Source organism: Sinisalibacter lacisalsi, from assembly GCF_014640115.1.
Taxonomy (GTDB): Bacteria; Pseudomonadota; Alphaproteobacteria; order Rhodobacterales; family Rhodobacteraceae; genus Sinisalibacter; species Sinisalibacter lacisalsi.
Window position 1 is genome coordinate 187240 of record NZ_BMGI01000002.1, and the last position, 22150, is coordinate 209389.

Genomic DNA, 22150 nt, shown 5'->3' on the forward strand with positions numbered 1-22150 from the left:
CTTCACCGCTTGTTGACCGCAGGGTCGCCGGGCGGCCGGCGGCACAGAGCTTGCGCGGTGGGCAATCCTGCCCTACCTTTAAGGCAACTTTGAATGGAGGGCGTGAAAATGGCGCCCAGGCGTCCCGATGGCGTGGGCGCGTTCCCGAAAGCGGTCGAGCCACCCGCGCCGAAACGGCCGGATCCGGACAGCCTCTATGCGGCGCTGGATCTCGGCACCAACAGTTGTCGCATGCTGATTGCCCAGCCCAAGGGCAGCCAGTTTCATGTTGTCGACAGTTTCTCGAAATCCGTCGGACTCGGCCAGGGCCTCGGCGGCTCGGGCCGGCTGAGCCGGTCGTCGATGGCGCGCACGATCCAGGCACTGAGGATCTGCAAGCGCAAGCTGGCAAAGCACGATGTCGGGCACATGCGGCTGGTGGCCACCGAGGCCTGCCGCCGCGCCACCAACAGCCGCGATTTCATGCGCATCGTCGAGCGCGAAACCGGCCTCAGCCTCGAGATCATCAAGCCCGAGGAAGAGGCGATGCTGGCGGTGATCTCCTGCGCGCCGCTGGTCTCGACCCGCACCGAGCAGCTTCTGGTGGTCGATATCGGCGGCGGCTCGACGGAACTGGTGTGGATCGACCTCTCGGCGGTGCCGCCGCTGGAGCGGCCGCGCTCGATCATGCGGCTGCGGACGGGGTTCAAGGGCGATCTGGGGCCGTTTCCGACCGCCCGGGTGGTGGACTGGATCAGCGTGCCGCTCGGGGTGGCGACGCTGCGCGAGGCCTATGACGACGTCGACGACGACTCGGCGCGCTTCGCCCTTATGAGCTGGTATTTCGAGGAACAACTGGGCGGGTTCTCCCCGTTCCACCGCGAGAACAACCGCGAGGGGTTCCAGATCATCGGCACCTCCGGCACCGTCACCACCGTGGCCGCCACCCATCTCGGGCTGAAACGCTATGACCGCAACAAGGTCGACGGGCTGCGGATGACCTCCGACCAGATCGACCGGGTGATCCGGGGCTACCTTGCCGCCGGGCCCGAGGGGCGGCGCGCCGATCCCCGGATCGGGCGCGACCGGCAGGCGCTGATCATGTCGGGCGCGGCGATTCTGCAGGCGCTCCTGCGGATCTGGCCCACCGATCGCCTCAGCGTCGCCGACAGGGGGCTGCGCGAGGGGCTGCTCTACGCGCAGATGTCGTCGGACGGGGTGCTGGAAGACGGGCCGTTCTGAGGCGGGCGCTGCCGGATCGGGCGGCTGGCCCCGGCCGGCGTGAACCTCTGGCCCCGCGCCGGACGCATCGCGAGGCGTTGCGGCGCGCATGGCTTTCGGTATATCCCGGCGCAAAAGGAGGCGCAGGTGGCCAAACAACCAACCAAGGGCACATCGGGCCGGGGGGAGCGTGACCTCAAGGTCAAGGTGAAATCCGCGCGCGGGCGCAAGCTCTCGTCGACGCTCTGGCTCCAGCGCCAGCTCAACGATCCTTACGTGAAGCGCGCCAAGGCCGAAGGGTATCGGGGCCGGGCCGCGTTCAAGATCCTCGAACTGGACGACCGTTTCGGCTTTCTCAAGCCCGGCGGTCGGGTGGTTGATCTCGGCTGCGCGCCGGGCGGCTGGCTGCAGGTGGCGGTGGCGCGGGTCAACGCCTTGGGAGAGATCGCGGGAAAGCCCAAAGGCACCGTGCTCGGCGTCGATCTTCAGGAGATCGAGCCGGTGGCCGGTGCCGAGACGCATCAGCTCGATTTCATGGCGGATGGCGCGGACGACCAGGTCAAGGCCTGGCTCGGCGGCAAGGCCGACGTGGTGATGAGCGACATGGCGGCGGCCTCGTCGGGCCACAAGCAGACCGACCATCTGCGCATCATCGCGCTCGGCGAAGCGGCGGCCTTTCTCGCCTTCGACGTGCTGGAAGAGGGCGGCACCTTCGTCGCCAAGGTTCTGGCCGGTGGCGCCGAGGGCGACCTTCAGAAGCTGCTCAAGCAGAAATTCACCAAGGTGGTGAACGTCAAACCCCCCGCAAGCCGCTCGGACTCGTCGGAAAAATTCGTCGTGGCAACGGGGTTCCGCGGCTAGATCAACCGTCGATCAGGCCCAGGTCGCGGCCGCTGGTCACTTGCGTCAGCATCCGGCCGCGCGCGGTGTGGCGAATATCGTAGCCATAGCCGCGCAGGCGGAAGCGCCACTCGCGGTCCGACAGGCAGGTGCGGCGCTCATCGAGCGCGAAGGCAAGGGCTTCGGAGACGGCGGAAAGCCCGGTCTGGGTGATGTGCATTGGTTTAATTCCCTGTTCAATCGGTGTCCATGGCTCGGATTGTCCACGGATTCGTGGCAGGAATGACGCCGGAATGGGGCGGAACCGGGGTGATTTCGCGCGGGGCCCCCGCGCCCCGCGTTACAGCAGCACCACCGAGGCCAGCCCGAGGAAGGCGAAAAAGCCGACCACGTCGGTGACGGTGGTGACGAAGGGCCCCGAGGCCAGCGCCGGGTCGATCCCCGCCCGGTCAAGCAGCAGCGGCAGCACGATGCCCGACAGCGCGGCCGAGGCGAGGGTGAGCACCATCGCCATCGCGATCACCGCCGCCAGCATCGGCACGCCGAACCAGAACGCCGCGACGGCGGACATGATCACGCCGAAGGCGAGGCCGTTGATCGTGCCGACCATGAGTTCGCGCGAAAGCACCCGCCGGGCGTTCTGCCCGGTCAGTTCGCGGGTGGCGAGCGCGCGCACCGCCACGGTCATCGTCTGGGTGCCGGCGTTGCCGCCCATCGAGGCCACGATCGGCATCAGCACCGCCAGCGCGACCATGGCTTCGAGCTCTTCCTCGAACATCGAGATCACGATCGAGGCGAGGATCGCGGTCAGCAAGTTGACGAACAGCCACACGAAGCGGCCGCGCACGGTGTCCCAGATCCGGTCGGAGAGCGAGCTCTCCTCGCTCACGCCGGCGAGGCGGAGAAGGTCTTCCTCGGCTTCCTCGTCGAGCACGATCATGGCGTCGTCGATGGTGATGACGCCGACGAGTTTTTCCGCTTCGTCGACCACCGGCATCGAGATCAGGTGATACTTGTTGAACAGCCGCGCCACCTCGCCCTCGTCCTCGGTGGCCGAGACGGTGCGGAAACTGTCTTCGCTGAGATCGGTGAGGTGCACGTCGCGCCGCGCCGCGAGGATGCGCCCCAGCGTGCCGTAGCCCGTGGGCCTGCCCTCGAGATCGACGAGGATGATGTGGTAGAACTGCGCCGGCAGCCATTCGGCGGCGCGCAGGAAGTCAATCGTCTCGCCGACGGTGTAGTCTTCGGGCACGGTGACGGTTTCGGACTGCATCAGGCGGCCGGCCGAGCCCTCGGGCCACGACATGGCGCTCTGCACCGCCTCGCGGTCGTCGCTTTCGAGCGATTGCAGGATGAAGTCCTGGCCGTCCTGTTCGAGGTCTTCGAGAATGTCGACCACGTCGTCGGAATCGAGTTCGCGCACGGCTTCGGCGACCACCTCGCGCGGCAGCGCCTCGATCACCTGCTCACGGATCGACTCGTCGATCTCCGACAGGATATCGCCGTCGAATTCGGAGCCGTAGAGCTGCACGAACCGGTCGCGCTGGTCGGACGACAATTGTTCGAGGATGTCGGCGATATCGGCGGCATGCACGGTTTCCAGCGCGGTTTTCAGCGCCTGCGGATCCTCGGCCTCCATCGCGGCGAGGATCACATCCCATTGCTCGGAGGTGATTTCGTCGAGCACCTCGGTCACATCGTCGATCTGCTCTGCCTGCTGCATGACGCTCTCCTCCACTCGTCCAGTCCCGGTGCCCGCCAATTCACCCTGACGCCTCGCCATGCGCGGGCGATGCGGCCCCGAGTCGTGGGCCGCTTCAAAGCTCGTCGGCTACACGAGAAAGGCGTTCAAGTCGATCAAATCGGCATCGGCGGAGGGCACAAAACAGCGATCCCGGGCGCGGCCGCGCGCAGGGCGGCCCGGCTCAGAGCGCCTGTGGCGCGGCCCATGCCTTGAGCGGGGCGAGGCGCGGGGTTTTCTTGGCCTGGTGCCGATCCATCCGGCGCAGCACCCGGTCGAGGAAACCCACCGCCTGCGCGGCATAGGGGCCCTTGTTGAGCATGACGCATTCGGCGCGCTGGCTCATCGCCGCGTCGGTCGCCTCGGCGCGGCTGGCAAAGCCCTCCTTGGCGAGCCCTTCCAGCACCTGCGTGGCCCAGATCGCGGGCACTTCCGCCGCTTCGCAGAGCCACAGGATCTCTTCCTGGATCTCCGCCAGCCGCTCGAGCCCGATCTCGACGGCGAGATCGCCGCGCGCGATCATCACCGCCACCGGGCCGCGGGCGCCGGCCTGAACGATCAGCCGGGGCAGGTTGCGCAGCGCCAGGTCGGTTTCCACCTTGAGCACGATCGCGGGGCTTTGCGCGCCCGCGGGCAGGCGTTCGGCGATCGCGTCCTGCAGGGCGCGCACATCGCGCACCGTCTGGACGAAGGAATAGCCGATCAGGTCGGCGCGCCCGACGGCGAAGTCGAGCGCGGCGAGATCGGCCTCGGTGAGCGCGGGGATGTCGATATCGACGCCGGGCAGGTTCACGCCCTTCTCCGGCGCGAGCCGGGCGCCCTTGGCGCGGGCTTCGGTGACCTGCAGCTCGGCCCGGCCCTCGGCCACCTCCAGCACCCGCGCGCCGAGCTTGCCGTCGTCGAAATGCACGATCGCGCCGGGGCGCAAGGCGTCGATCAGGTTGGGGTGGCTCAGGGTGATCTCGACGCGCTCCACCTCCGCCCCGGTGGGCGCGCGGGTGAGCATCAGCCGGTCGCCCTTCATCAGCCGCGGCCCGCGCGTTTCGGGGGCGATGCCGTCGCGGGCGAGCGCCTTGAGCTTCTTTTTCTTCTCCCGTGCGAGGAAGATGGGCGGCACCGATACCGTGGTGGTGCGCACCTTCGGCCCGCCGAGATCCATCAGCACCGGCACACGCCGGCCCGCGGCGGCGGCGGCGTCACGGGCGAAGGCGATCATCGCCGCCCAGGCCTCGGGGCCATCGTGGGCGCAGTTGATCCGCACCGCGTTTGCCCCCGCCGCGATCAGCTCGGTGATCAGCTCCGGCGCGGTCGCCGCCTCGCTTGGCAGGGTGACGAGAATCCGCGCGCTGCGCCCGGTGGGTTCGGAGCCGAAGAGCGCGTCGCGCCGGGCTTCGATCACGGCCCGCGTGGCGTCGACCGGGGGCGGCAGCGGCCCGGCGAGCGGCCCGCCGCCCGCCATCGCGTCAAGCGCGGCGATCACCGCGTCGAGCGTGGCCAGCATGTGGGATTCGCTGCGCCCGAGCGACGACAGGCCAAGCCGCGCCAACGCCCCCTGTTCGGCGGTGAGGTCGATCCGGCGCAGGGCGAGAAACAGCGCGAGGTTCTCGGCGGAGGCGGCGAAGGCGGACCCTGCCAGCGCCGGTTGCCAGCCTTCGAGGGTGACCGCCGCGCTCGCCCGCGCTTCCGCGCGCACCTCGATGAGCCGTTCCTGCAGCTCCGCCGCGAGGCCTTGCGCATCGGCGGCACTGATCGCTCTGTCGGTCTGGTCCATGATCGCCTCCGGCCCGAACCCGGCAGGGCCGGGTCTCGACACCGATCAGATAATCACGGCGATTTGTCAGTTCCATGACATGGACGCGAAAGCGCAGACTTTCCGGTGGGAAAGTGGCGGAGAGACAGGGATTCGAACCCTGGGTCCCCGTGAAGGGACAACGGTTTTCGAGACCGCCCCGTTCGACCACTCCGGCACCTCTCCGCGGGGGTCTGGCGGGTGACATAATGCCAGCGCGAGCGGGGCGCAACCCCTCATTTCCGCCGATCGGAGCTGGGTTTGCGCCGCGGCTCTTGTGGCGCCTCGGCGGCATGCCTAGTCTTTTGAAAGTCAGGCATGCGCGAGGAGGCAATCATGCGGGTTCAAGGAAACATGGCCGGGGCACTCGTGCTGGCGTTCGCCACCCTCTGGGGGGTCGTCGCCGGCGCGGCCGATCGCGCGGAGTACCGACAGTTTCTCGAGGTGACCGGGTTCGACGTGGCGATCACCTCGATGCAGCAGGGCGCCATGGCCGGCCCCGGCATCGCCGGCGATGCGCCGGACGCCTTCGGCCGGCAATACACCGCGCTGGCCCGGCGGGTGTTTGATCCAGAGCTGATGCTGGATCGCGCGGTGGAGATGATGGAGGCGGTTCTGCCCGAGCCGCTGCTCGAGCACGGCATGGATTTCTACGGCTCCGAGCTTGGCCGGCGGCTGGTCGCGGTGGAAAACGAGAGCCACGTGACCGAGGATGATGTCCGCCACGAGCAGGGGCGCGAGATCGTCGAGCGGCTTGGCGAGACCAACCCGGCGCGGCTGGAGGATTACAGCGCGATGATGGATGCGATCGGCGGGGTCGAATCCAGCCTGCGCGCGGTGATCGAGGTGCAGCTGCGCTACCTGCTGGCGGCGATGGCGGCGGGCAGCGTCGATATCGACTATTCCGAGGCCGAACTGCGCGCCTTGCTCGAAGAGCAGGCGCCGGAGATTCGCAGCAACATCGCGCTCTACTCGATGCTGGGCGCGGCCTATACCTACCGCGACATGTCGGACGCGGATATCGAAGCCTACCGCGCCGCGCTCGAAGACCCGGCGATGATGCAGGTCTACGAGATCCTGAACGCGATCCAGTTCCAGGTGATGGCGGAACGCTACGAGGCGCTGGCCGAGGCGCTGGCCGGGCTGACGCCGGAGCAGGAGATCTGAGCGCCGGCTTGTCGGGCCGGGCAGGCGGCGTATAGTTCGCGGTGATGGATCACGAGAAGCGAGACCTGCGCCGGGGCTGGACCACGGGCGCCTGCGCCACGGCGGCCGTCAAGGCGGCGCTGCTGCGGCTGTGGGGCGGGGCCTTTCCCGAAACGGTAACGATCACGCTGCCGCGCGGCGAGCGGCCCGGCTTCGCGCTGGCCCGCAGCGCCAGGGGGTCGGACTGGGCCGAGGCGGGGATCGTCAAGGATGCGGGCGACGACCCGGACGTTACCCACGGCGCGCTGATCCTGGCTCGGGTGCGCGAATCCGCTGCGGGCGTGACCTTCCGCGCCGGCGCCGGGGTTGGCACGGTGACGAAGCCGGGCCTGCCGATCCCGCCGGGCGAGCCCGCGATCAACCCGGTGCCGCGCGAGATGATGCTGCGCGCGGCGTGGGAGGCGGGGCTGGAGACCGGCCGGACAGCGCAGCCGGTTCCTGATGTGGCCGGGCTGGCGGAAAGCTGGGTCGCCGCCGGGTTGCCCGGCGTCGAGATCACCATCTCGATCCCCGGCGGCGAAAAGCTCGCGGCGAAAACCTGGAACCCGCGCCTTGGCATCGAGGGCGGGCTGTCGGTGCTCGGCACCACCGGGATCGTGCGGCCGTTCTCTTGCGCGGCGTGGATCGCCTCGATCCACCGCGGCGTCGACGTGGCACGCGCCACGGGGCTGAGCCACGTTGCCGGCTGCACCGGGGCGACCAGCGAACGCGCGGTGCAGGCGCTCTACGGGCTGCCCGATCATGCGATGCTCGACATGGGCGATTTCGCGGGCGGGATGCTGAAATACCTCGCCCGCCACCCGGTGGCGCGGGTGACCATCGGCGGCGGCCTCGCCAAGCTGGCCAAGCTGGCGCAGGGCGCGATCGACCTGCACTCGGCGCGCAGCCAGGTCGATTTCGCCCGGCTGGCGGAGATGGTCGGCGACGCCCGGGTGGCGCAGGCGAACACCGTGCTGGAAGCCTATGGAATCGTTGGAGAACCCTTGGCGAAAAAGGTGGCCGAGGCCGCGCTAGAGCAGGTCAGGGCGCGGTTCGGGGCCGAGATCGGCTATGACGTGGTGGTGGTCGACCGGGAGGGCGCGGTGATCGCGCGCGCCGGGCCGTGAAGATCCTGCTGATGGCCGGCACGGCGGAGGCGCGGGCGCTGGCCGATCGGCTGGCGCAGGATCCGCGCGTCGCGGTTCTGGCCTCGCTCGCGGGCGAGACGCGCACGCCGCATCGGCTTGCGGTGCCGGTTCGGGTCGGCGGATTCGGCGGCGATGAGGCGCAGGAAAAATTCATGCAGGACGAGGGGATAGAAGCGGTTATGGATGCAACGCATCCGTTCGCGGCGCAGATTTCGGCCCGCAGCGCGGCGCTCTGCGCGCGGCTGGGGCTGCCCTATCTGCAGATCCTGCGCCCCGGGTGGGTGCCCGGCGCCGGCGACCGCTGGACCTTTGTAGACCGCGAGGAGGAGGTGGCGGCGGCGCTGCCGGCGGGGGCGGTGGTGTTTCTCGCCACCGGGCGCAAGACGCTCGACCGGCTCAGCGGGCTTGCGGCGCACCGGGTCTATTGCCGCCGGATCGACCGGGCCGAGGGGCCATGCCCGCTGCCGCAGGGGCGCTGGGTTGTCGGCCGCGCGCCGTTCAGCGTTGCCGACGAGGTCGCGCTGTTCCGGCGGCTGGGCGTGACCGCGCTGGTGGTGAAGGACGCCGGCGGGACGGCGGATGCCAAGCTCGTCGCCGCGCGCGAATTGGGGCTGCCGGTGGTGCTGATCCGCCGCCCGCCGCAGCCGCCGGGCGACAAGGCCGCCAGCGTCGCGGCGGCGCTCGACTGGCTGGAGCGCCGGTTATGAGCGGGCGGATCATCGAGACGGCGGCGGACCTCGGCGAAGGCGCGGACTGGCTCGCCGCGCGCGAGCCGCGGTTCGCCGAGGCGCTTGAGGTGGTCGGGCCGCTGCCGCTGCGCCGCCGGCCGGAGGGGTTCGCCCAGCTTTTGTGGGTGATCGTCGGCCAGCAGGTGAGCACCGCGAGCGCGGCGGCGATCTGGGCGCGCGTGCAGGCGGCGGGGCTGACCGATCCCGCCCGTGTGGCCACGGCCGAAGACGACACCCTGCGCGCCGCCGGGCTCAGCCGCCAGAAAGCACGCTATGCCCGGGCGCTGGCCGAGGCCGGGATAGATTTCGAGGCGTTGCGCGATCTGCCCGACGAGGCGGTGGTGGCCCGGCTCACCGAGGTGCCGGGGATCGGCCGCTGGACGGCGGAGATCTACGCGATGTTCAGCCTCGGGCGGGCGGATGTTTTCGCCCCAGGCGATCTCGCCCTGCAGGAGGCGGTGCGCGGGCTGTTCGGGCTGGAGGCGCGCCCGCGCGAGGCGGCGCTGCGCCGGATGGCCGCGGACTGGTCGCCCTGGCGGGGCGTTGCGGCGCGGCTGCTGTGGGCCTATTACCGGGTGGCGACAAACAGGGAAGGGATCCGTTCATGACGCGCGAGTTGAAGTTCAAGCGCCGGCCACCGATGTCGGGCGAGGTGAAATCGGTGGTATTGTTCCTGCACGGCTACGGCGCCGATGGCGACGATTTGCTCGGGCTGGCCGATCCGCTCGCCCCGCACATGCCCGACACCGCCTTCATCGCGCCAGATGCGCCGGAAAAATGCGCCGGCAACCCCTTCGGCTTCCAGTGGTTCCCGATCCCCTGGCTCGACGGCTCGTCGGACGAGGAGGCCTCGGAAGGCGCGTTCCAGGCGGTCAGGGACATCGACGCCTTCGTCGACCAGGTGCTCGCGCAGGAGGGCATCACCGCCGACAAGCTGATGGTGTTCGGCTTCAGCCAGGGCGCGATGCTGGCGCTGCGGGCGCTGCCCCTGCGCGACGTGCCCGTCGCCGGGATCGTCTCCAGCTCCGGCCGGCTGCTCGACCCCGACAGTTTCGCCGACACGGTGCTGTCTAAGCCGCCGGTTCTGCTGATCCACGGCGACCAGGACGAAATGGTGCCGCCGGGGCATTTCAACGAGGCCGGGCAGGCGCTGGAGAAGGCCGGGTTCGAGGCCTATGGCCATGTCATGGAGGGCACCGGCCATGGCATTTCGCCTGACGGGCTCTCGGTGGCGCTGGCCTTCATGGCCCAGCGGCTCGGGATCGCGCTGGACGTTCCGGAATAGGGGGATCGCCCCGGGCTGCGCCCGGGCCGACCCGCCCGGGGGCTGTGCCGCCGGACCCCCGGGATTTTTTTCAAGAGATGAAAGAGGTCGGCCGGCGCGCGCGGGGCCGGCTCAGCGTTCGCGCCGGGCCATGAAGGCGAGGCGTTCAAAGAGGTGGACGTCCTGCTCGTTCTTCAAGAGCGCGCCGTGCAGTTTCGGCAGCGACGAGGCGCCCTCGCGCGCGAGATCTTCGGGGTCGAGATCCTCGGCGAGCAGGAGCTTGAGCCAGTCGAGCACCTCGGAGGTGGAGGGCTTTTTCTTCAGCCCGGCCTGGTCGCGGATCTCGTAGAACTGGGTGAGCGCGGTGGTCAGCAGCCGCTCCTTGATGCCGGGGTGGTGGACCTCGACGATGCGCCGCATCGTTTCCATGTCGGGAAAGCGGATGTAGTGGAAGAAGCAGCGGCGCAGGAAGGCGTCGGGCAATTCCTTCTCGTTGTTCGAGGTGATGATCACCACCGGGCGCTGGCGCGCGCGCACGGTTTCGCCGGTTTCGTAGACGTGGAACTCCATCCGGTCGAGTTCCTGCAGCAGGTCGTTGGGAAACTCGATGTCGGCCTTGTCGACCTCGTCGATCAGCAGCACCACCCGCTCGGGCGCCGCGAAGGCCTGCCAGAGCTTGCCGCGCCGAATGTAGTTTGAGACGTCGTGCACCCGTTCATCACCGAGCTGGCTGTCGCGCAGCCGGCTCACCGCGTCGTATTCGTAGAGGCCCTGCTGGGCGCGGGTGGTGGACTTGATGTGCCACTCGATGATCTCCATCCCGAGGCTCATGGCGACCTGGCGGGCCAGCTCGGTCTTGCCGGTGCCGGGCTCGCCCTTGACCAGCAACGGGCGCTCGAGCGTCACCGCGGCGTTGACGGCGACGGTGAGATCTTCGGTGGCGACGTAGGTCTCGGTGGAGCTGAACTGCATCGGTCTTCCCGGGGGCTGGTTGGGGCTTGGCGTTTCGCGCCCATATGCCCCGAAGCCGCAGGCGGGGGCAAGCGCATTGGCTTGGGCGCATTGGCTAGTGACAACCCACCTAGGGTGGGCTAAAGGGGCGCGCAGGAGGACACCGGATGGTCGAGACAGTCGAAAATGGAGTGGCCGCCGGCGAGCACAAGGAGCCTGGGATGAAAGCTGAAGTGTTCCTGCCAGAGGATTATCGTCCGGCCGAGGACGAGCCTTTCATGAACGATCGCCAGCTCGAGTACTTCCGCCGCAAGCTCTTGGCGTGGAAGGCCGATCTGCTCGACGACAGCAAGACCACGATCGAGGGATTGCAGGAGGGCGCGCGCAATATTCCCGATATCGCCGACCGCGCCTCGGAAGAGACCGACCGGGCGCTGGAACTGCGCACCCGCGACCGCCAGCGCAAGCTCGTCTCGAAGATCGACGCGGCGCTCAGGCGGATCGAGGAGGGCGAATACGGCTACTGCGAGGAGACCGGCGAACCGATCTCGCTCAAGCGCCTCGACGCCCGTCCGATCGCCACGCTGAGCCTCGAGGCGCAGGAGCGCCACGAGCGGCGCGAGAAAGTGCACCGGGACGACTGATGCGCGCGCTTGGCCTGGATTTGGGTTAACTGGCACCGGGGTGGCGACGCCCCGGTGTTTTCATGTTGCGGGGGAGGATCGCGATGCTGACGGGGCAGGAGGTCACCATTCTCGGGGGCGGGATCGGCGGGCTCGCCGCCGCCGCCGCGCTGGCGATGCGGGGGGCGAAAGTCACCGTGCTGGAACAGACCCCGGCGATTCGCGAGGTGGGGGCGGGCATCCAGATCAGCCCCAACGGCGTGGCGGTGCTCGATGCGCTCGGGCTCGGCGCCACGGCGCGGGCGCGATCGGTGGCGAGCCGGGCGGTGCTGCTCAGGGACGGGCTCACCGGGCGCGACGTGCTGCGGCTGGATTTCGAGGCGCTGAAGCCGGGCCGCGAGTTCCTGCTGTTTCACCGCGCCGACCTGATCGACATTCTGCTCGAGGCCGCGCGCGAACTGGGCGTGACGATCGAGACCGGGGCGAAGGTTGCCCGCGTCGATGTCGGCCAGCATTCGACGCTGATCGAGATCGAGGGCCAGGAAACCCGCGAGGCGCATTTCGTGGTCGGGGCCGAGGGGCTGCATTCGCTGATGTATCGCGCCCTCAACGTGCCGCGCGAGCCGCTGTTCACCGGCCAGGTGGCCTGGCGCGCGCTGGTTCCCGCGCGGGGCGACGAGGCGGCGGAGGCAACGATCTGGATGGGCCCGGGCCGGCACATGGTCACCTACCCGCTGCGCGGCGGCCAGATCGTCAACATCGTCGCGGTGCAGGAACGCGCCGGCTGGGTTGCCGAGGGCTGGAACCATGACGACGACCCGGCGAACCTGCGCAAGGCCTTCGAGATGTATGCGCCCGAGGCGCGGGCGCTGCTCGACCGGGTCGAGGCGGTCAATCTCTGGGGCCTGTTCCAACACCCGGTGGCCGAGCAATGGCACCGGGGCGGGGCGGTCATCCTCGGCGATGCGGCCCACCCGACGCTGCCGTTCATGGCGCAGGGCGCGGTGATGGCGCTGGAAGACGCCTGGGTGCTGGCCGAGTGCCTCTCGGTCTCCGGGCTAGAGGAGGGGCCGGCGCTCTACCAGGCGCGGCGGCGTCACCGGGTGATCAACGTGGTCGAGGCCGCCAACCGCAACGCGCGCAACTACCACTACGCCAACCCGGCGCTGAAATTCATCGGCCACAACGCCCTGCGCCTCGCCGGGCGGTTTGCCCCCGGTCGGGTGCTGCGGCGGTACGACTGGATCTACGAGCACGACGTGACCAAACCCTGAGCAAACGGCCCGCCCGTGGCGCGCGGCGCAAGAAATTGCGCCACCCCTCTTTCCAAACCTCACCATGCGTGAAATAGGGAAGCGCCAAACGATGTATCCAAGGAGATCCCCCATGGAGATTCGCGAGGCCCTCACCTTCGACGACGTGCTCTTGGTGCCCGCGGCCAGTTCGGTGCTGCCTTCGACGGCCGATACCCGCACCCGCGTCACCCGCGAGATCAGCATGAACATCCCGCTTCTCGCCGCGGCGATGGACACGGTGACCGAGGCGCGCATGGCGATCGCCATGGCGCAATCGGGCGGCCTCGGGGTGATCCACAAGAACCTCGACATCGAGGCGCAGGCGCGCGAGGTGCGCCGGGTCAAGCGGTTCGAGAGCGGGATCGTCTACAACCCGATCACGCTCACCCCCGACCAGACGCTGGCCGACGCCAAGGCATTGATCGAACGCTACAATTTCACCGGCTTCCCGGTGGTGGACGCGCACGGCCACGTCGTTGGCATCCTCACCAACCGCGACATGCGCTTCGCCACCTCCGACGATACCCCGGTCAAGGCGATGATGACGCGCGACAACCTCGCCATGCTCACCGAACCGGCGGAGCTGGAAGAGGCCAAGAACCTGATGAAGTCGCGCCGGATCGAGAAGCTGCTGGTCACCGACGGCGCCGGCAAGCTCACCGGGCTTCTGACCTTGAAGGATACCGAGCAGGCCGTGCTCAACCCCACCGCCTGCAAGGACGATCTCGGGCGTCTGCGCGTGGCGGCGGCGACCTCGGTGGGCGATGCCGGCTTCGAACGCTCCGAGGCGCTGATCGACGCGGGCGTGGACATCGTGGTGATCGACACCGCGCATGGCCATTCGCAGGGCGTGATCGACGCGGTGCGCCGGGTTAAGGCCCTGCCCGGCGGGGTGCAGGTGATCGCCGGCAACGTCGCCACCGCCGAGGCCACCCGCGCGTTGATCGACGCGGGCGCCGACGCGGTCAAGGTGGGGATCGGGCCGGGCTCGATCTGCACCACCCGGATGGTCGCCGGCGTGGGCGTGCCGCAGTTCACCGCGATCATGGATTGCGCCGAGGCCGCGGGCGACGTTCCGGTGATCGCCGATGGCGGTATCAAGTTCTCTGGCGATTTCGCCAAGGCGATCGCCGCGGGCGCCTCCGCCGCGATGGTGGGCAGCATGATCGCCGGCACCGACGAAAGCCCTGGCGAGATCATTCTCTACCAGGGCCGCAGCTTCAAGAGCTACCGCGGCATGGGCTCGCTTGGCGCCATGGCGCGCGGCTCGGCGGATCGCTACTTCCAGAAGGATGCCGCCTCCGACAAGCTGGTGCCCGAAGGCATCGAGGGGCAGGTGGCCTACAAGGGCTCGGTGGCGAACGTGATCCACCAGATGGTCGGGGGCCTGCGCGCCGCGATGGGCTACACCGGCAACGCCACGATCGAAGAGATGCGCGGCGGTGCGCGGTTCGTGAAGATCACCGGGGCCGGGCTGAAGGAAAGCCACGTGCATGACGTGCAGATCACCCGCGAAAGCCCGAACTACCGGGGTGGCTAAGGTTTTCAATGCCTTGCCCGTTGTTCTTGAGGTGATGGCGTGACTCCGTCCGCACGGATCGCCGCCGCCATCGAGGTGCTCGACGCCTGGCTCGATGGCGCGCCGCTGGAACGTGCGCTCACCAACTGGGGCCGCAACCACCGCTTTGCCGGATCGAAAGACCGCGCGGCGATCCGCGATCACGTGTTCGACGCGGCCCGGTGCCGGCGGAGCTTTGCCGCGCTTGGCGGCGCCGAGAGCGGGCGCGGGCTGATGATCGGGGCGCTGAAGGCGCGGGGCGAAGACCCGCGCGGATGGTTCACCGGCGTGGGCCACGCGCCCGCGCCGCTTGGCTCGGGCGAGGGCGAGGGGCCGGTGCTTGCGGCTCTGCCCGAGACGGTGCGGCTCGATTGTCCCGACTGGCTCGAAGCTCCGCTGCGCGCAAGCCTCGGCGACGATTTCGCCCCGGTGATGGAGGCGCTGCGCCACCGCGCGCCGGTGTTCCTGCGCGCCAACTTCGCGCGCACCAGCCCCGAAGCCGCGCGCGCCGCGCTGGCGGAGGAGGGGATCGAGACCCGCCCGCACCCGCTTTCGCCGACCGCGCTGGAGGTGACCGAGGGCGCGCGCCGGGTGCAGGCAAGTGCGGCGTTTCGCGCCGGCCTCGTGGAATTGCAGGATGCCGCGAGCCAGGCGGTTGTCGATCTCTTGCCGGTCGGCCCCGGCACCCGGGTGCTGGACTATTGCGCCGGCGGCGGCGGCAAGAGCCTTGGGCTGGCTGCCCGTGGCGCGCAAGTGACGGCGCATGACGTTGATCCTGGGCGTATGCGCGATCTGCCCGCCCGCGCGACGCGGGCCGGGGTGCAGGTTGGCAGGCTCGGGCCGGAGGGCGGGCGGTTCGACCTCGTGCTCGCCGACGCGCCCTGTTCCGGCTCCGGCGCATGGCGGCGCAACCCGCAGGGAAAGTGGGATCTGACGCCCGAGAGACTCGATGAGCTTTGCGCGATACAAGCCGGAATTCTCGATGAAATCACCGATTACGTTGCGCCCGGCGGGCAGCTTGCCTATGCCACCTGTTCGCTGCTGGAGGCCGAGAACGGCGCCCAGATCGAGGCCTTTCTCGCCCGCCACCCCGGCTGGCGCTGCGATTTCGCGCGTCGGTTCACGCCGCTCGATGGCGGCGACGGTTTTTTCCTCGCGCTCTTGACGCGGTAAGCCGGCGCGGCTCTACTCAACGCAAGGTTGCATCCCGCCCATGGCGTTCAAGCCGGCGTTAATCACCTGTTAACGACGGCGCGACCTAATGCGGGAGATCGAATCACCAACAGGGGGCCGCCTTGTCGCACCCGGCGTTGTCACCAGGTCCTGCCACGCAGGCCGCGCTCGAGCTTGGGCCCAGGGCCCTGCTGCTTGTGATGCTCGGCGCGGGGCTGCTCGGGCTGGCCTGGGCCGTGCCGGTCGGCGTGGCGGCGCTCGGCCTCGTCCTGCTCGGCGCCACGTTCATCGCGCTGGCGCTGCTGGTGAAGGGGCTGGGGCTGCGCCACGGCGTCGCCCGGGCCAGGCTGCGCGCGGCGCTGGCCGAAACCATCGCGCTCGATGCCGCGCCGGGGGTCATCACCGATCGCGACGGCGAGATCTTTTATCTCAACGACGCGGCGCGCGCGCGGTTCGCCGCCGCGTCGCCGGGTGGCACGCTGGTGTCGGCCTTCGCCGATCTCTTTGCCGCGCCGGCGACGCTGGTCTACCGCTTGCAGAACAAGGCGCTTGCCACCGGCGCGGCGCGCGAGGACGTGGTGCTGCGCCAGGGCCACATGCGGCTTTCGGTGCACCGCGTCGGCCAGCAGGGGTTCCTGTGGCGCTGCGAGGATATCGGTGATCGGCTTGCGGCCGGGCAGGGCGGCGAGGCGATCTCGTTGCCGATGATGACGGTGGCGCAGAACGGCGCGATCCTGTTCATGAACGAGGCCCTGCGCCGGTTGCTCGGAGGGCGCGAAACCACGCTCGACAGGGTGTTCGGCGAGTTGCCGCTGCGCCCCGGAGAGAACCACCGGATCACCGGCGCGCATGGCCCGGTTTCGGTGATGCCGGTCGAGGTGCCGCTCACCGGCGGGCGGCGCGAAATCTACCTCGTGCCCGACGCGCGGCAGCACCGCGTCGGCCCCGGCGAGTGGGGCGTGCTCGAAAGCCTGCCGCTGCCGCTGCTGCGGCTCAACCGCGACGGCGCGATCACCATGGCGACGGCGCGGGCGCGGCGCTTGCTGGGCGATGACGCGGTGATCGGCAGCCACCTCGCCGACCAGCTCGAAGGCCTCGGTCGGCCGCTTTCGGACTGGCTGCGCGAAGCCTGGGAGGGGCGCAACCTGGGGCGCATCGAAACCATGCGCGCCTCCAGGGCCGAGGAGCGGTTCCTGCAGGTCTCGCTCGAACACTACCACGACGAAAGCGGCCCCGCGCTCGTCGCCGTGCTCAATGACGCCACCGAACTGAAATCGCTCGAGACGCAATTCGTCCAGAGCCAGAAGATGCAGGCGATCGGCCAGCTCGCCGGCGGCGTGGCACATGATTTCAACAACCTGCTCACCGCGATCTCGGGGCATTGCGACCTGCTCTTGCTGCGCCACGACGAGGGCGACCCCGATTTCGCCGATCTCAGCCAGATCTCGCAGAACGCCAACCGGGCGGCGGCGCTGGTGAACCAGCTGCTGGCCTTTTCGCGCAAGCAGACGCTGCGGCTCGACCGGCTCGACCTGGCCGACGCGCTCGGCGACCTGACCCATCTGCTGGGCCGCCTTGTCGGCGAACGGGTGCAGCTCTCGCTGGAAACCGGCGCGGCGATCCGGCCGGTGCGCGCCGACAAGCGGCAGCTCGAGCAGGTGCTGATGAACCTCGTGGTCAATGCCCGCGACGCGATGATGCCGGCCGGGGGGAAGATCCGGCTGGTGCTCGAAAACTGCTCGCTCGACCGTCCCCTCGCGCGCGATCGCGCCGTCGTTCCGCCCGGCGATTACGTCACCATCCGGGTGATCGACGAGGGCTGCGGCATCAGCGCCGAGCTGCGGGCGAAGATCTTCGAGCCGTTCTTCACCACCAAGGGGGCCGGCAAGGGCACCGGGCTCGGCCTGAGCATGGTTTACGGGATCGTCAAGCAATCGGGCGCCTTCGTCTTCGTCGATTCGGTCGAGGGATCGGGCACGACCTTCACGCTGTATTTCCCGGTGTATCGCGAAGACCTCGTGGCGCGCACCGGGGGAAGCGCGGACGCGCCGGCATGGCAGCCTGATGGCGCCGATGCGGCGCCGCCGCGCGATTTGGTGGCCGGTGCGGCCCCGGCGCCGAATGGCGCTCTCGCCGCCGTTACCGAGGGCCTTCCCCGTCCGACCCATGGCGCCCCGCCGCGCGACGGCGGCATCGTGCTGCTGGTGGAAGACGAGGCACCGGTGCGCGCCTTCGCCTCGCGCGCGCTGAGGCTTCGCGGCTTCACCGTGCTCGAGGCCGAAAGCGCCGAAGACGCGCTCAAGACGCTCGAAGACGAGAGCCTCGAGGTGGATGTCTTCGTCACCGACGTGGTGATGCCCGGCATGGACGGGCCGACATGGGTGAGCGAGGCCCTGCGCCGGCGTCCGGGGGTGCGGGTGATCTTCGTCTCGGGCTATGCCGAGGATTCGGTGAGCGAACACCAGAACCGGATTCCCAACTCGGTCTTCCTGCCCAAGCCGTTCTCGCTCACGGAACTGACCGAGACCGTTTCGCGGCAATTGCACTGAGGCCCGGCCACGCCCTTTTCGCGCGGCCCGGGGGCTTTTCCGGCGCCGTCAACGAAGTGTTAACCATTGCCGGCCACCATCGGGGGAGAAGATTGGTCTTGAAATGTTCTCTTTTTGTGCGCATGGTGCCGCGCAGAACAAGAGGCGAACAGAGCAGTGATTGCTGCGCGGGCAAGGGTGTGAAATAAGGATGGCAAAGATGGCAACGGCGGATCTCCTCGATATGACGACCAAGCGTGACAGCGAAAAGCAGAAGGCGCTCGACTCGGCGCTTGCCCAGATCGAGCGGCAGTTCGGCAAGGGGTCGATCATGAAGCTCGGCGCCGACAACCCGGTGGCCGAGATCGCGTCGACCTCGACCGGCTCGCTCGGGCTCGACATCGCGCTCGGCATCGGCGGCCTGCCGAACGGGCGGATCATCGAGGTCTACGGCCCGGAAAGCTCGGGCAAGACCACGCTCACGCTGCACTGCGTGGCCGAGGAGCAGAAGAAGGGCGGCGTCTGCGCCTTCGTCGACGCCGAACACGCGCTCGACCCGCTCTATGCCAGGAAGCTCGGGGTCGACCTCGACGAGTTGCTGATCTCGCAGCCCGACACCGGCGAGCAGGGGCTCGAGATCGTCGACACGCTGGTGCGCTCGGGCGCGGTCAGCATGGTGGTGGTGGACTCGGTCGCGGCGCTGACACCCAAATCGGAGCTCGAGGGCGACATGGGCGATTCGAACGTCGGTGTGCAGGCCCGGCTGATGAGCCAGGCGATGCGCAAGCTCACCGGCTCGATCTCGCGGTCGCATTGCACGGTGATCTTCATCAACCAGATCCGGATGAAGATCGGGGTGATGTTCGGCAGCCCCGAAACCACCACCGGCGGCAACGCGCTCAAGTTCTACTCCTCCGTCCGGCTCGACATCCGCCGCATCGGCGCGATCAAGGATCGCGACGAGGTGGTCGGCAACGCGACCCGGGTGAAGGTGGTGAAAAACAAGGTGGCCCCGCCGTTCAAGCAGGTGGAATTCGACATCATGTATGGCGAAGGCATCTCGAAAACCGGCGAGTTGCTCGATCTCGGCGTGAAAGCCGGCGTGGTGGACAAGTCCGGCGCCTGGTTCTCCTACGGCGACGAACGGATCGGCCAGGGCCGCGAGAACGCCAAGACCTTCCTCAAGGAAAACAAGGCGATGGCGCTCGAGATCGAGGACAAGATCCGCGCCGCCCACGGCCTCGAGTTCAACATGCCCGAGGGCGAATCCGGCAACGACGGTGACGGCGACGACCTGATGGAAGCCTGAGACCAAGGGCTTTGAACGCACATCACGGCCGGGGCGCGCCACGCCCCGGCCGTTCTGCTGTGGACACGCGCCCGAGCCGCAATTAAACCGGGGCGACCGGCCCTCGCGGCCTTCAAACCCACGCTCGGACCCCGAAAAGACATATGGCCAGCCTGAACGACATCCGCTCCACCTTCCTGAGCTTCTTCGAGCGCAACGGCCACGAGGTGGTCGACAGCTCGCCGCTCGTGCCGCGCAACGATCCCACCCTGATGTTCACGAACTCGGGCATGGTCCAGTTCAAGAACCTGTTCACCGGGGTCGAGCACCGCGACTACACCCGCGCCACCACCGCGCAGAAATGCGTGCGCGCCGGCGGCAAGCACAACGATCTCGACAACGTCGGCTACACCGCGCGCCACCACACCTTCTTCGAGATGCTGGGCAACTTCTCCTTCGGCGATTACTTCAAGGAGCAGGCGATTCCCTATGCCTGGGAGCTGCTGACCAAGGAATTCGGGATTCCGAAAGACAAGCTGCTCGTCACCATCTACCACACCGACGACGAGGCGGCGGAGATCTGGAAGAAGGTCGCCGGGCTGCCCGACGAGAAGATCATCCGCATTCCGACGAGCGACAATTTCTGGCAGATGGGCCCCACCGGCCCTTGCGGCCCCTGCACCGAGATCTTTTTCGACCACGGCGAGCATATCTGGGGCGGCCCGCCGGGCAGCCCGGAGGAAGACGGCGACCGGTTCATCGAGATCTGGAACCTCGTGTTCATGCAGAACGAGCAGTTCGAAGACGGCTCGATGCGCGCGCTCGACATGCAGTCGATCGACACCGGCATGGGGCTGGAACGGATCGGCGCGCTGCTGCAGGGCAAGCACGACAACTACGACACCGACCTGATGCGCGCGCTGATCGAGGCTTCGGCGCATGTCAACAACGCCGATCCCGACGGGCCGGGCAACGTCCACCACCGGGTTATCGCCGACCACCTGCGCTCGACCTCGTTCCTGATCGCCGACGGGGTGATGCCCTCGAACGAGGGGCGCGGCTACGTGCTGCGCCGGATCATGCGCCGGGCGATGCGCCACGCGCACCTCCTCGGCAGCCAGGACCCGGTGATGCACCGCCTGGTGCCCGAGCTTGTCCGCCAGATGGGGCAGGCCTACCCGGAACTCGGCCGCGCGCAGGTGCTGATCGAGGAAACGCTGCTCACCGAGGAAACCCGCTTCAAGGCCACGCTCGACCGCGGCCTGAAGCTGCTTGACGAGGAACTGGCGGATTTGCCCGAGGATGCCGATCTGCCCGGGCGGACCGCGTTCAAACTTTACGATACCTACGGCTTCCCGCTCGATCTCACCCAGGATGCGCTGCGCGAAAAAGGGCGCGGCGTCGATACCGAGGGGTTCGATGCGGCCATGGCCGAGCAGAAGGCCAAGGCCCGCGCGGCATGGTCGGGCTCGGGCGAGGCGGCGGACGCGACGATCTGGTTCGACATCGCCGAGGCGAAGGGCGTCACCGAGTTCCTTGGCTATGACACCGAACATGCCGAGGGCCAGGTGCTGGCCGTCGTCAAGGACGGCGCCGAGGTCGATGCCGCGACCAAGGGCGCCAAGGTTCAGATCGTGGTCAACCAGACGCCGTTCTACGCGGAATCCGGTGGCCAGGTGGGCGATACCGGGCTGATCCGCACCGAGACCGGCAGCGCGCGGGTGACCGATTGCCAGAAGGTGGCGGGGGTGTTCATCCATTTCGCCGAGGTCGAGTCGGGCGAGATCGCGCGCGGGCAGGGGGCGGAGCTTGCCGTCGATCACCTGCGCCGGACGGCGATCCGGGCCAATCACTCGGCCACGCACCTGCTGCACGAGGCGCTGCGCCAGGAACTGGGCGAGCACGTGGCGCAACGCGGGTCGCTCAACGCGCCCGACCGGCTGCGCTTCGATTTCAGCCACAACAAGGCGCTCACCGCGCAGGAGCTGCACAACGTGGCGCGCGAGGTGAACGCCTATATCCGCCAGAACGCGCCCGTTGAAACCCGGGTGATGACCCCCGATGACGCCCGCGCCATCGGCGCCCAGGCGCTGTTCGGCGAGAAATACGGCGACGAGGTGCGCGTGGTCTCGATGGGCCGCGCGCCGACCGGCAAGGGCAGCGGCGGCGAGACCTATTCGATCGAGCTCTGCGGCGGCACCCACGTCGGCCGCACCGGTGATATCGGGCTCTTCGTTCTGCTCGGCGACAGTGCTTCCGCGGCCGGCGTGCGCCGGGTCGAGGCGCTCACCGGCAAGGACGCCTTCGCCTGGCTCGAGCGCGAGGCCGGCCGCGTGGCGGAGCTTTCGGACGCGCTGAAAACCCAGCCCGACGATCTCGTCGCACGGGTGCGCGCGCTGATGGACGAACGCAAGGCGCTGCAGGCCGAGGTGGCGCAACTGCGCCGCGAACTGGCGATGTCGGGCGGCGGGCAGGAAACGCCGAAACCCAAGGATATCAACGGTGTGCCCTTCCTCGCTCAGGTGCTCTCCGGGGTATCGGGCAAGGATCTGCCACCGCTGATCGACGCCCACAAGGCCAGCATGGGCTCCGGCGCGGTGCTGCTGATCGCCGATGTGGGCGGCAAGGCGGCGGTCGCGGCGGGGGTGAGCGACGATCTCACCGCGACGGTTTCGGCCGTCGACCTGGTGCGCGCGGCGGTGGCGGCGCTCGGCGGCAAGGGTGGCGGCGGACGGCCCGACATGGCACAGGGCGGTGGCGCCGATCCGGCGCAGGCCGAGGCGGCGATCGCCGCGGCCGAAGCGGTGATCGCGGGCTGACGCCCGGCTCCGCGCGCTAT

The 22150-nt window shown here is 68.9% G+C and carries 18 protein-coding genes and 1 tRNA gene; 14 read left to right on the plus strand and 5 right to left on the minus strand.

Annotated features, from left to right (window positions below; all coding sequences use genetic code 11):
• The first annotated feature begins 108 nt into the window (after positions 1-108).
• The gene (locus tag IEW01_RS06720) at positions 109-1221 is read left to right on the plus strand and encodes a Ppx/GppA phosphatase family protein (protein WP_188526855.1); all 1113 of its coding nucleotides are present in this window, start codon (positions 109-111) and stop codon (positions 1219-1221) included.
• 126 nt (positions 1222-1347) lie between these two features.
• Positions 1348-2061, plus strand: coding sequence for an RlmE family RNA methyltransferase (locus IEW01_RS06725; protein WP_188526856.1), 714 nt, complete (start codon positions 1348-1350; stop codon positions 2059-2061).
• A gap of 1 nt (position 2062) precedes the next feature.
• On the opposite strand, the gene IEW01_RS06730 is transcribed toward IEW01_RS06725, so the two are convergent.
• The 4 genes from IEW01_RS06730 to IEW01_RS06745 all read right to left on the minus strand — a co-directional run bounded on the left by IEW01_RS06730 (position 2063) and on the right by IEW01_RS06745 (position 5756).
• Positions 2063-2260 (minus strand): hypothetical protein, encoded by a 198-nt coding sequence (locus IEW01_RS06730; RefSeq protein WP_188526857.1) that lies wholly within the window; start codon positions 2258-2260, stop codon positions 2063-2065.
• A gap of 120 nt (positions 2261-2380) precedes the next feature.
• Entirely contained in the window at positions 2381-3763 is a 1383-nt protein-coding gene (gene mgtE / locus IEW01_RS06735; RefSeq protein ID WP_188526858.1) for a magnesium transporter, read from the minus strand.
• Positions 3764-3965: 202 nt separating this feature from the next.
• Positions 3966-5552, minus strand: coding sequence for a pyruvate kinase (locus IEW01_RS06740; RefSeq protein WP_188526859.1), 1587 nt, complete (start codon positions 5550-5552; stop codon positions 3966-3968).
• A 114-nt stretch (positions 5553-5666) separates the two neighbouring features.
• Positions 5667-5756, minus strand: a tRNA-Ser gene (locus IEW01_RS06745).
• Positions 5757-5906: 150 nt separating this feature from the next.
• On the opposite strand from IEW01_RS06745, the gene IEW01_RS06750 reads away from it, so the two are divergent.
• Genes IEW01_RS06750 through IEW01_RS06770 form a run of 5 tightly spaced genes read left to right on the plus strand, consistent with a single transcriptional unit; the run spans position 5907 to position 9916 of the window.
• Positions 5907-6737 carry a hypothetical protein gene (locus IEW01_RS06750; RefSeq protein WP_188526860.1) on the plus strand — a complete coding sequence of 277 codons (831 nt, stop codon included), beginning with the start codon at positions 5907-5909 and terminating at the stop codon, positions 6735-6737.
• 44 nt (positions 6738-6781) lie between these two features.
• Positions 6782-7882, plus strand: a complete 1101-nt coding sequence (locus tag IEW01_RS06755; protein ID WP_188526861.1) for a cobalt-precorrin-5B (C(1))-methyltransferase — start codon at positions 6782-6784, stop codon at positions 7880-7882.
• A complete protein-coding gene (locus IEW01_RS06760; protein WP_188526862.1) occupies positions 7879-8610 on the plus strand; it encodes a cobalt-precorrin-6A reductase in 732 nt (243 codons plus the stop codon). Before IEW01_RS06755 ends, IEW01_RS06760 begins: the two co-directional genes overlap by 4 nt.
• Positions 8607-9239: a DNA-3-methyladenine glycosylase family protein gene (locus IEW01_RS06765; RefSeq protein ID WP_188526863.1), complete on the plus strand. Its 633-nt coding sequence runs from the start codon at positions 8607-8609 to the stop codon at positions 9237-9239. The genes IEW01_RS06760 and IEW01_RS06765 overlap by 4 nt, the downstream gene beginning before the upstream one ends.
• The gene (locus IEW01_RS06770; RefSeq protein WP_188526864.1) at positions 9236-9916 is read left to right on the plus strand and encodes an alpha/beta hydrolase; all 681 of its coding nucleotides are present in this window, start codon (positions 9236-9238) and stop codon (positions 9914-9916) included. The genes IEW01_RS06765 and IEW01_RS06770 overlap by 4 nt, the downstream gene beginning before the upstream one ends.
• A 111-nt stretch (positions 9917-10027) precedes the next feature.
• On the opposite strand, the gene IEW01_RS06775 is transcribed toward IEW01_RS06770, so the two are convergent.
• Positions 10028-10867, minus strand: coding sequence for an AAA family ATPase (locus IEW01_RS06775; RefSeq protein WP_188526865.1), 840 nt, complete (start codon positions 10865-10867; stop codon positions 10028-10030).
• A gap of 200 nt (positions 10868-11067) precedes the next feature.
• Between IEW01_RS06775 and dksA the strand changes: the two genes are divergently transcribed.
• The 7 genes from dksA (at position 11068) to alaS (ending at position 22130) form a co-directional block, all read left to right on the plus strand.
• A complete protein-coding gene (gene dksA / locus IEW01_RS06780) occupies positions 11068-11490 on the plus strand; it encodes an RNA polymerase-binding protein DksA (RefSeq protein ID WP_188526866.1) in 423 nt (140 codons plus the stop codon).
• A gap of 83 nt (positions 11491-11573) precedes the next feature.
• The gene (locus IEW01_RS06785) at positions 11574-12743 is read left to right on the plus strand and encodes an FAD-dependent monooxygenase (protein WP_188526867.1); all 1170 of its coding nucleotides are present in this window, start codon (positions 11574-11576) and stop codon (positions 12741-12743) included.
• A gap of 112 nt (positions 12744-12855) precedes the next feature.
• Positions 12856-14304 carry an IMP dehydrogenase gene (guaB, locus tag IEW01_RS06790; RefSeq protein ID WP_188526868.1) on the plus strand — a complete coding sequence of 483 codons (1449 nt, stop codon included), beginning with the start codon at positions 12856-12858 and terminating at the stop codon, positions 14302-14304.
• Positions 14305-14343: 39 nt separating this feature from the next.
• Complete coding sequence (locus tag IEW01_RS06795) at positions 14344-15495, plus strand: RsmB/NOP family class I SAM-dependent RNA methyltransferase (RefSeq protein WP_188526869.1); 1152 nt, start codon at positions 14344-14346, stop codon at positions 15493-15495.
• A gap of 200 nt (positions 15496-15695) precedes the next feature.
• On the plus strand, positions 15696-18044 hold the full coding sequence (locus tag IEW01_RS06800) for an ATP-binding protein (RefSeq protein WP_188527390.1): 2349 nt from the start codon (positions 15696-15698) through the stop codon (positions 18042-18044).
• A gap of 199 nt (positions 18045-18243) precedes the next feature.
• The gene (gene recA, locus IEW01_RS06805) at positions 18244-19332 is read left to right on the plus strand and encodes a recombinase RecA (protein WP_188526870.1); all 1089 of its coding nucleotides are present in this window, start codon (positions 18244-18246) and stop codon (positions 19330-19332) included.
• Between the two features lie 143 nt (positions 19333-19475).
• Positions 19476-22130 carry an alanine--tRNA ligase gene (gene alaS / locus IEW01_RS06810; protein WP_188526871.1) on the plus strand — a complete coding sequence of 885 codons (2655 nt, stop codon included), beginning with the start codon at positions 19476-19478 and terminating at the stop codon, positions 22128-22130.
• Positions 22131-22150 lie beyond the last annotated feature (20 nt).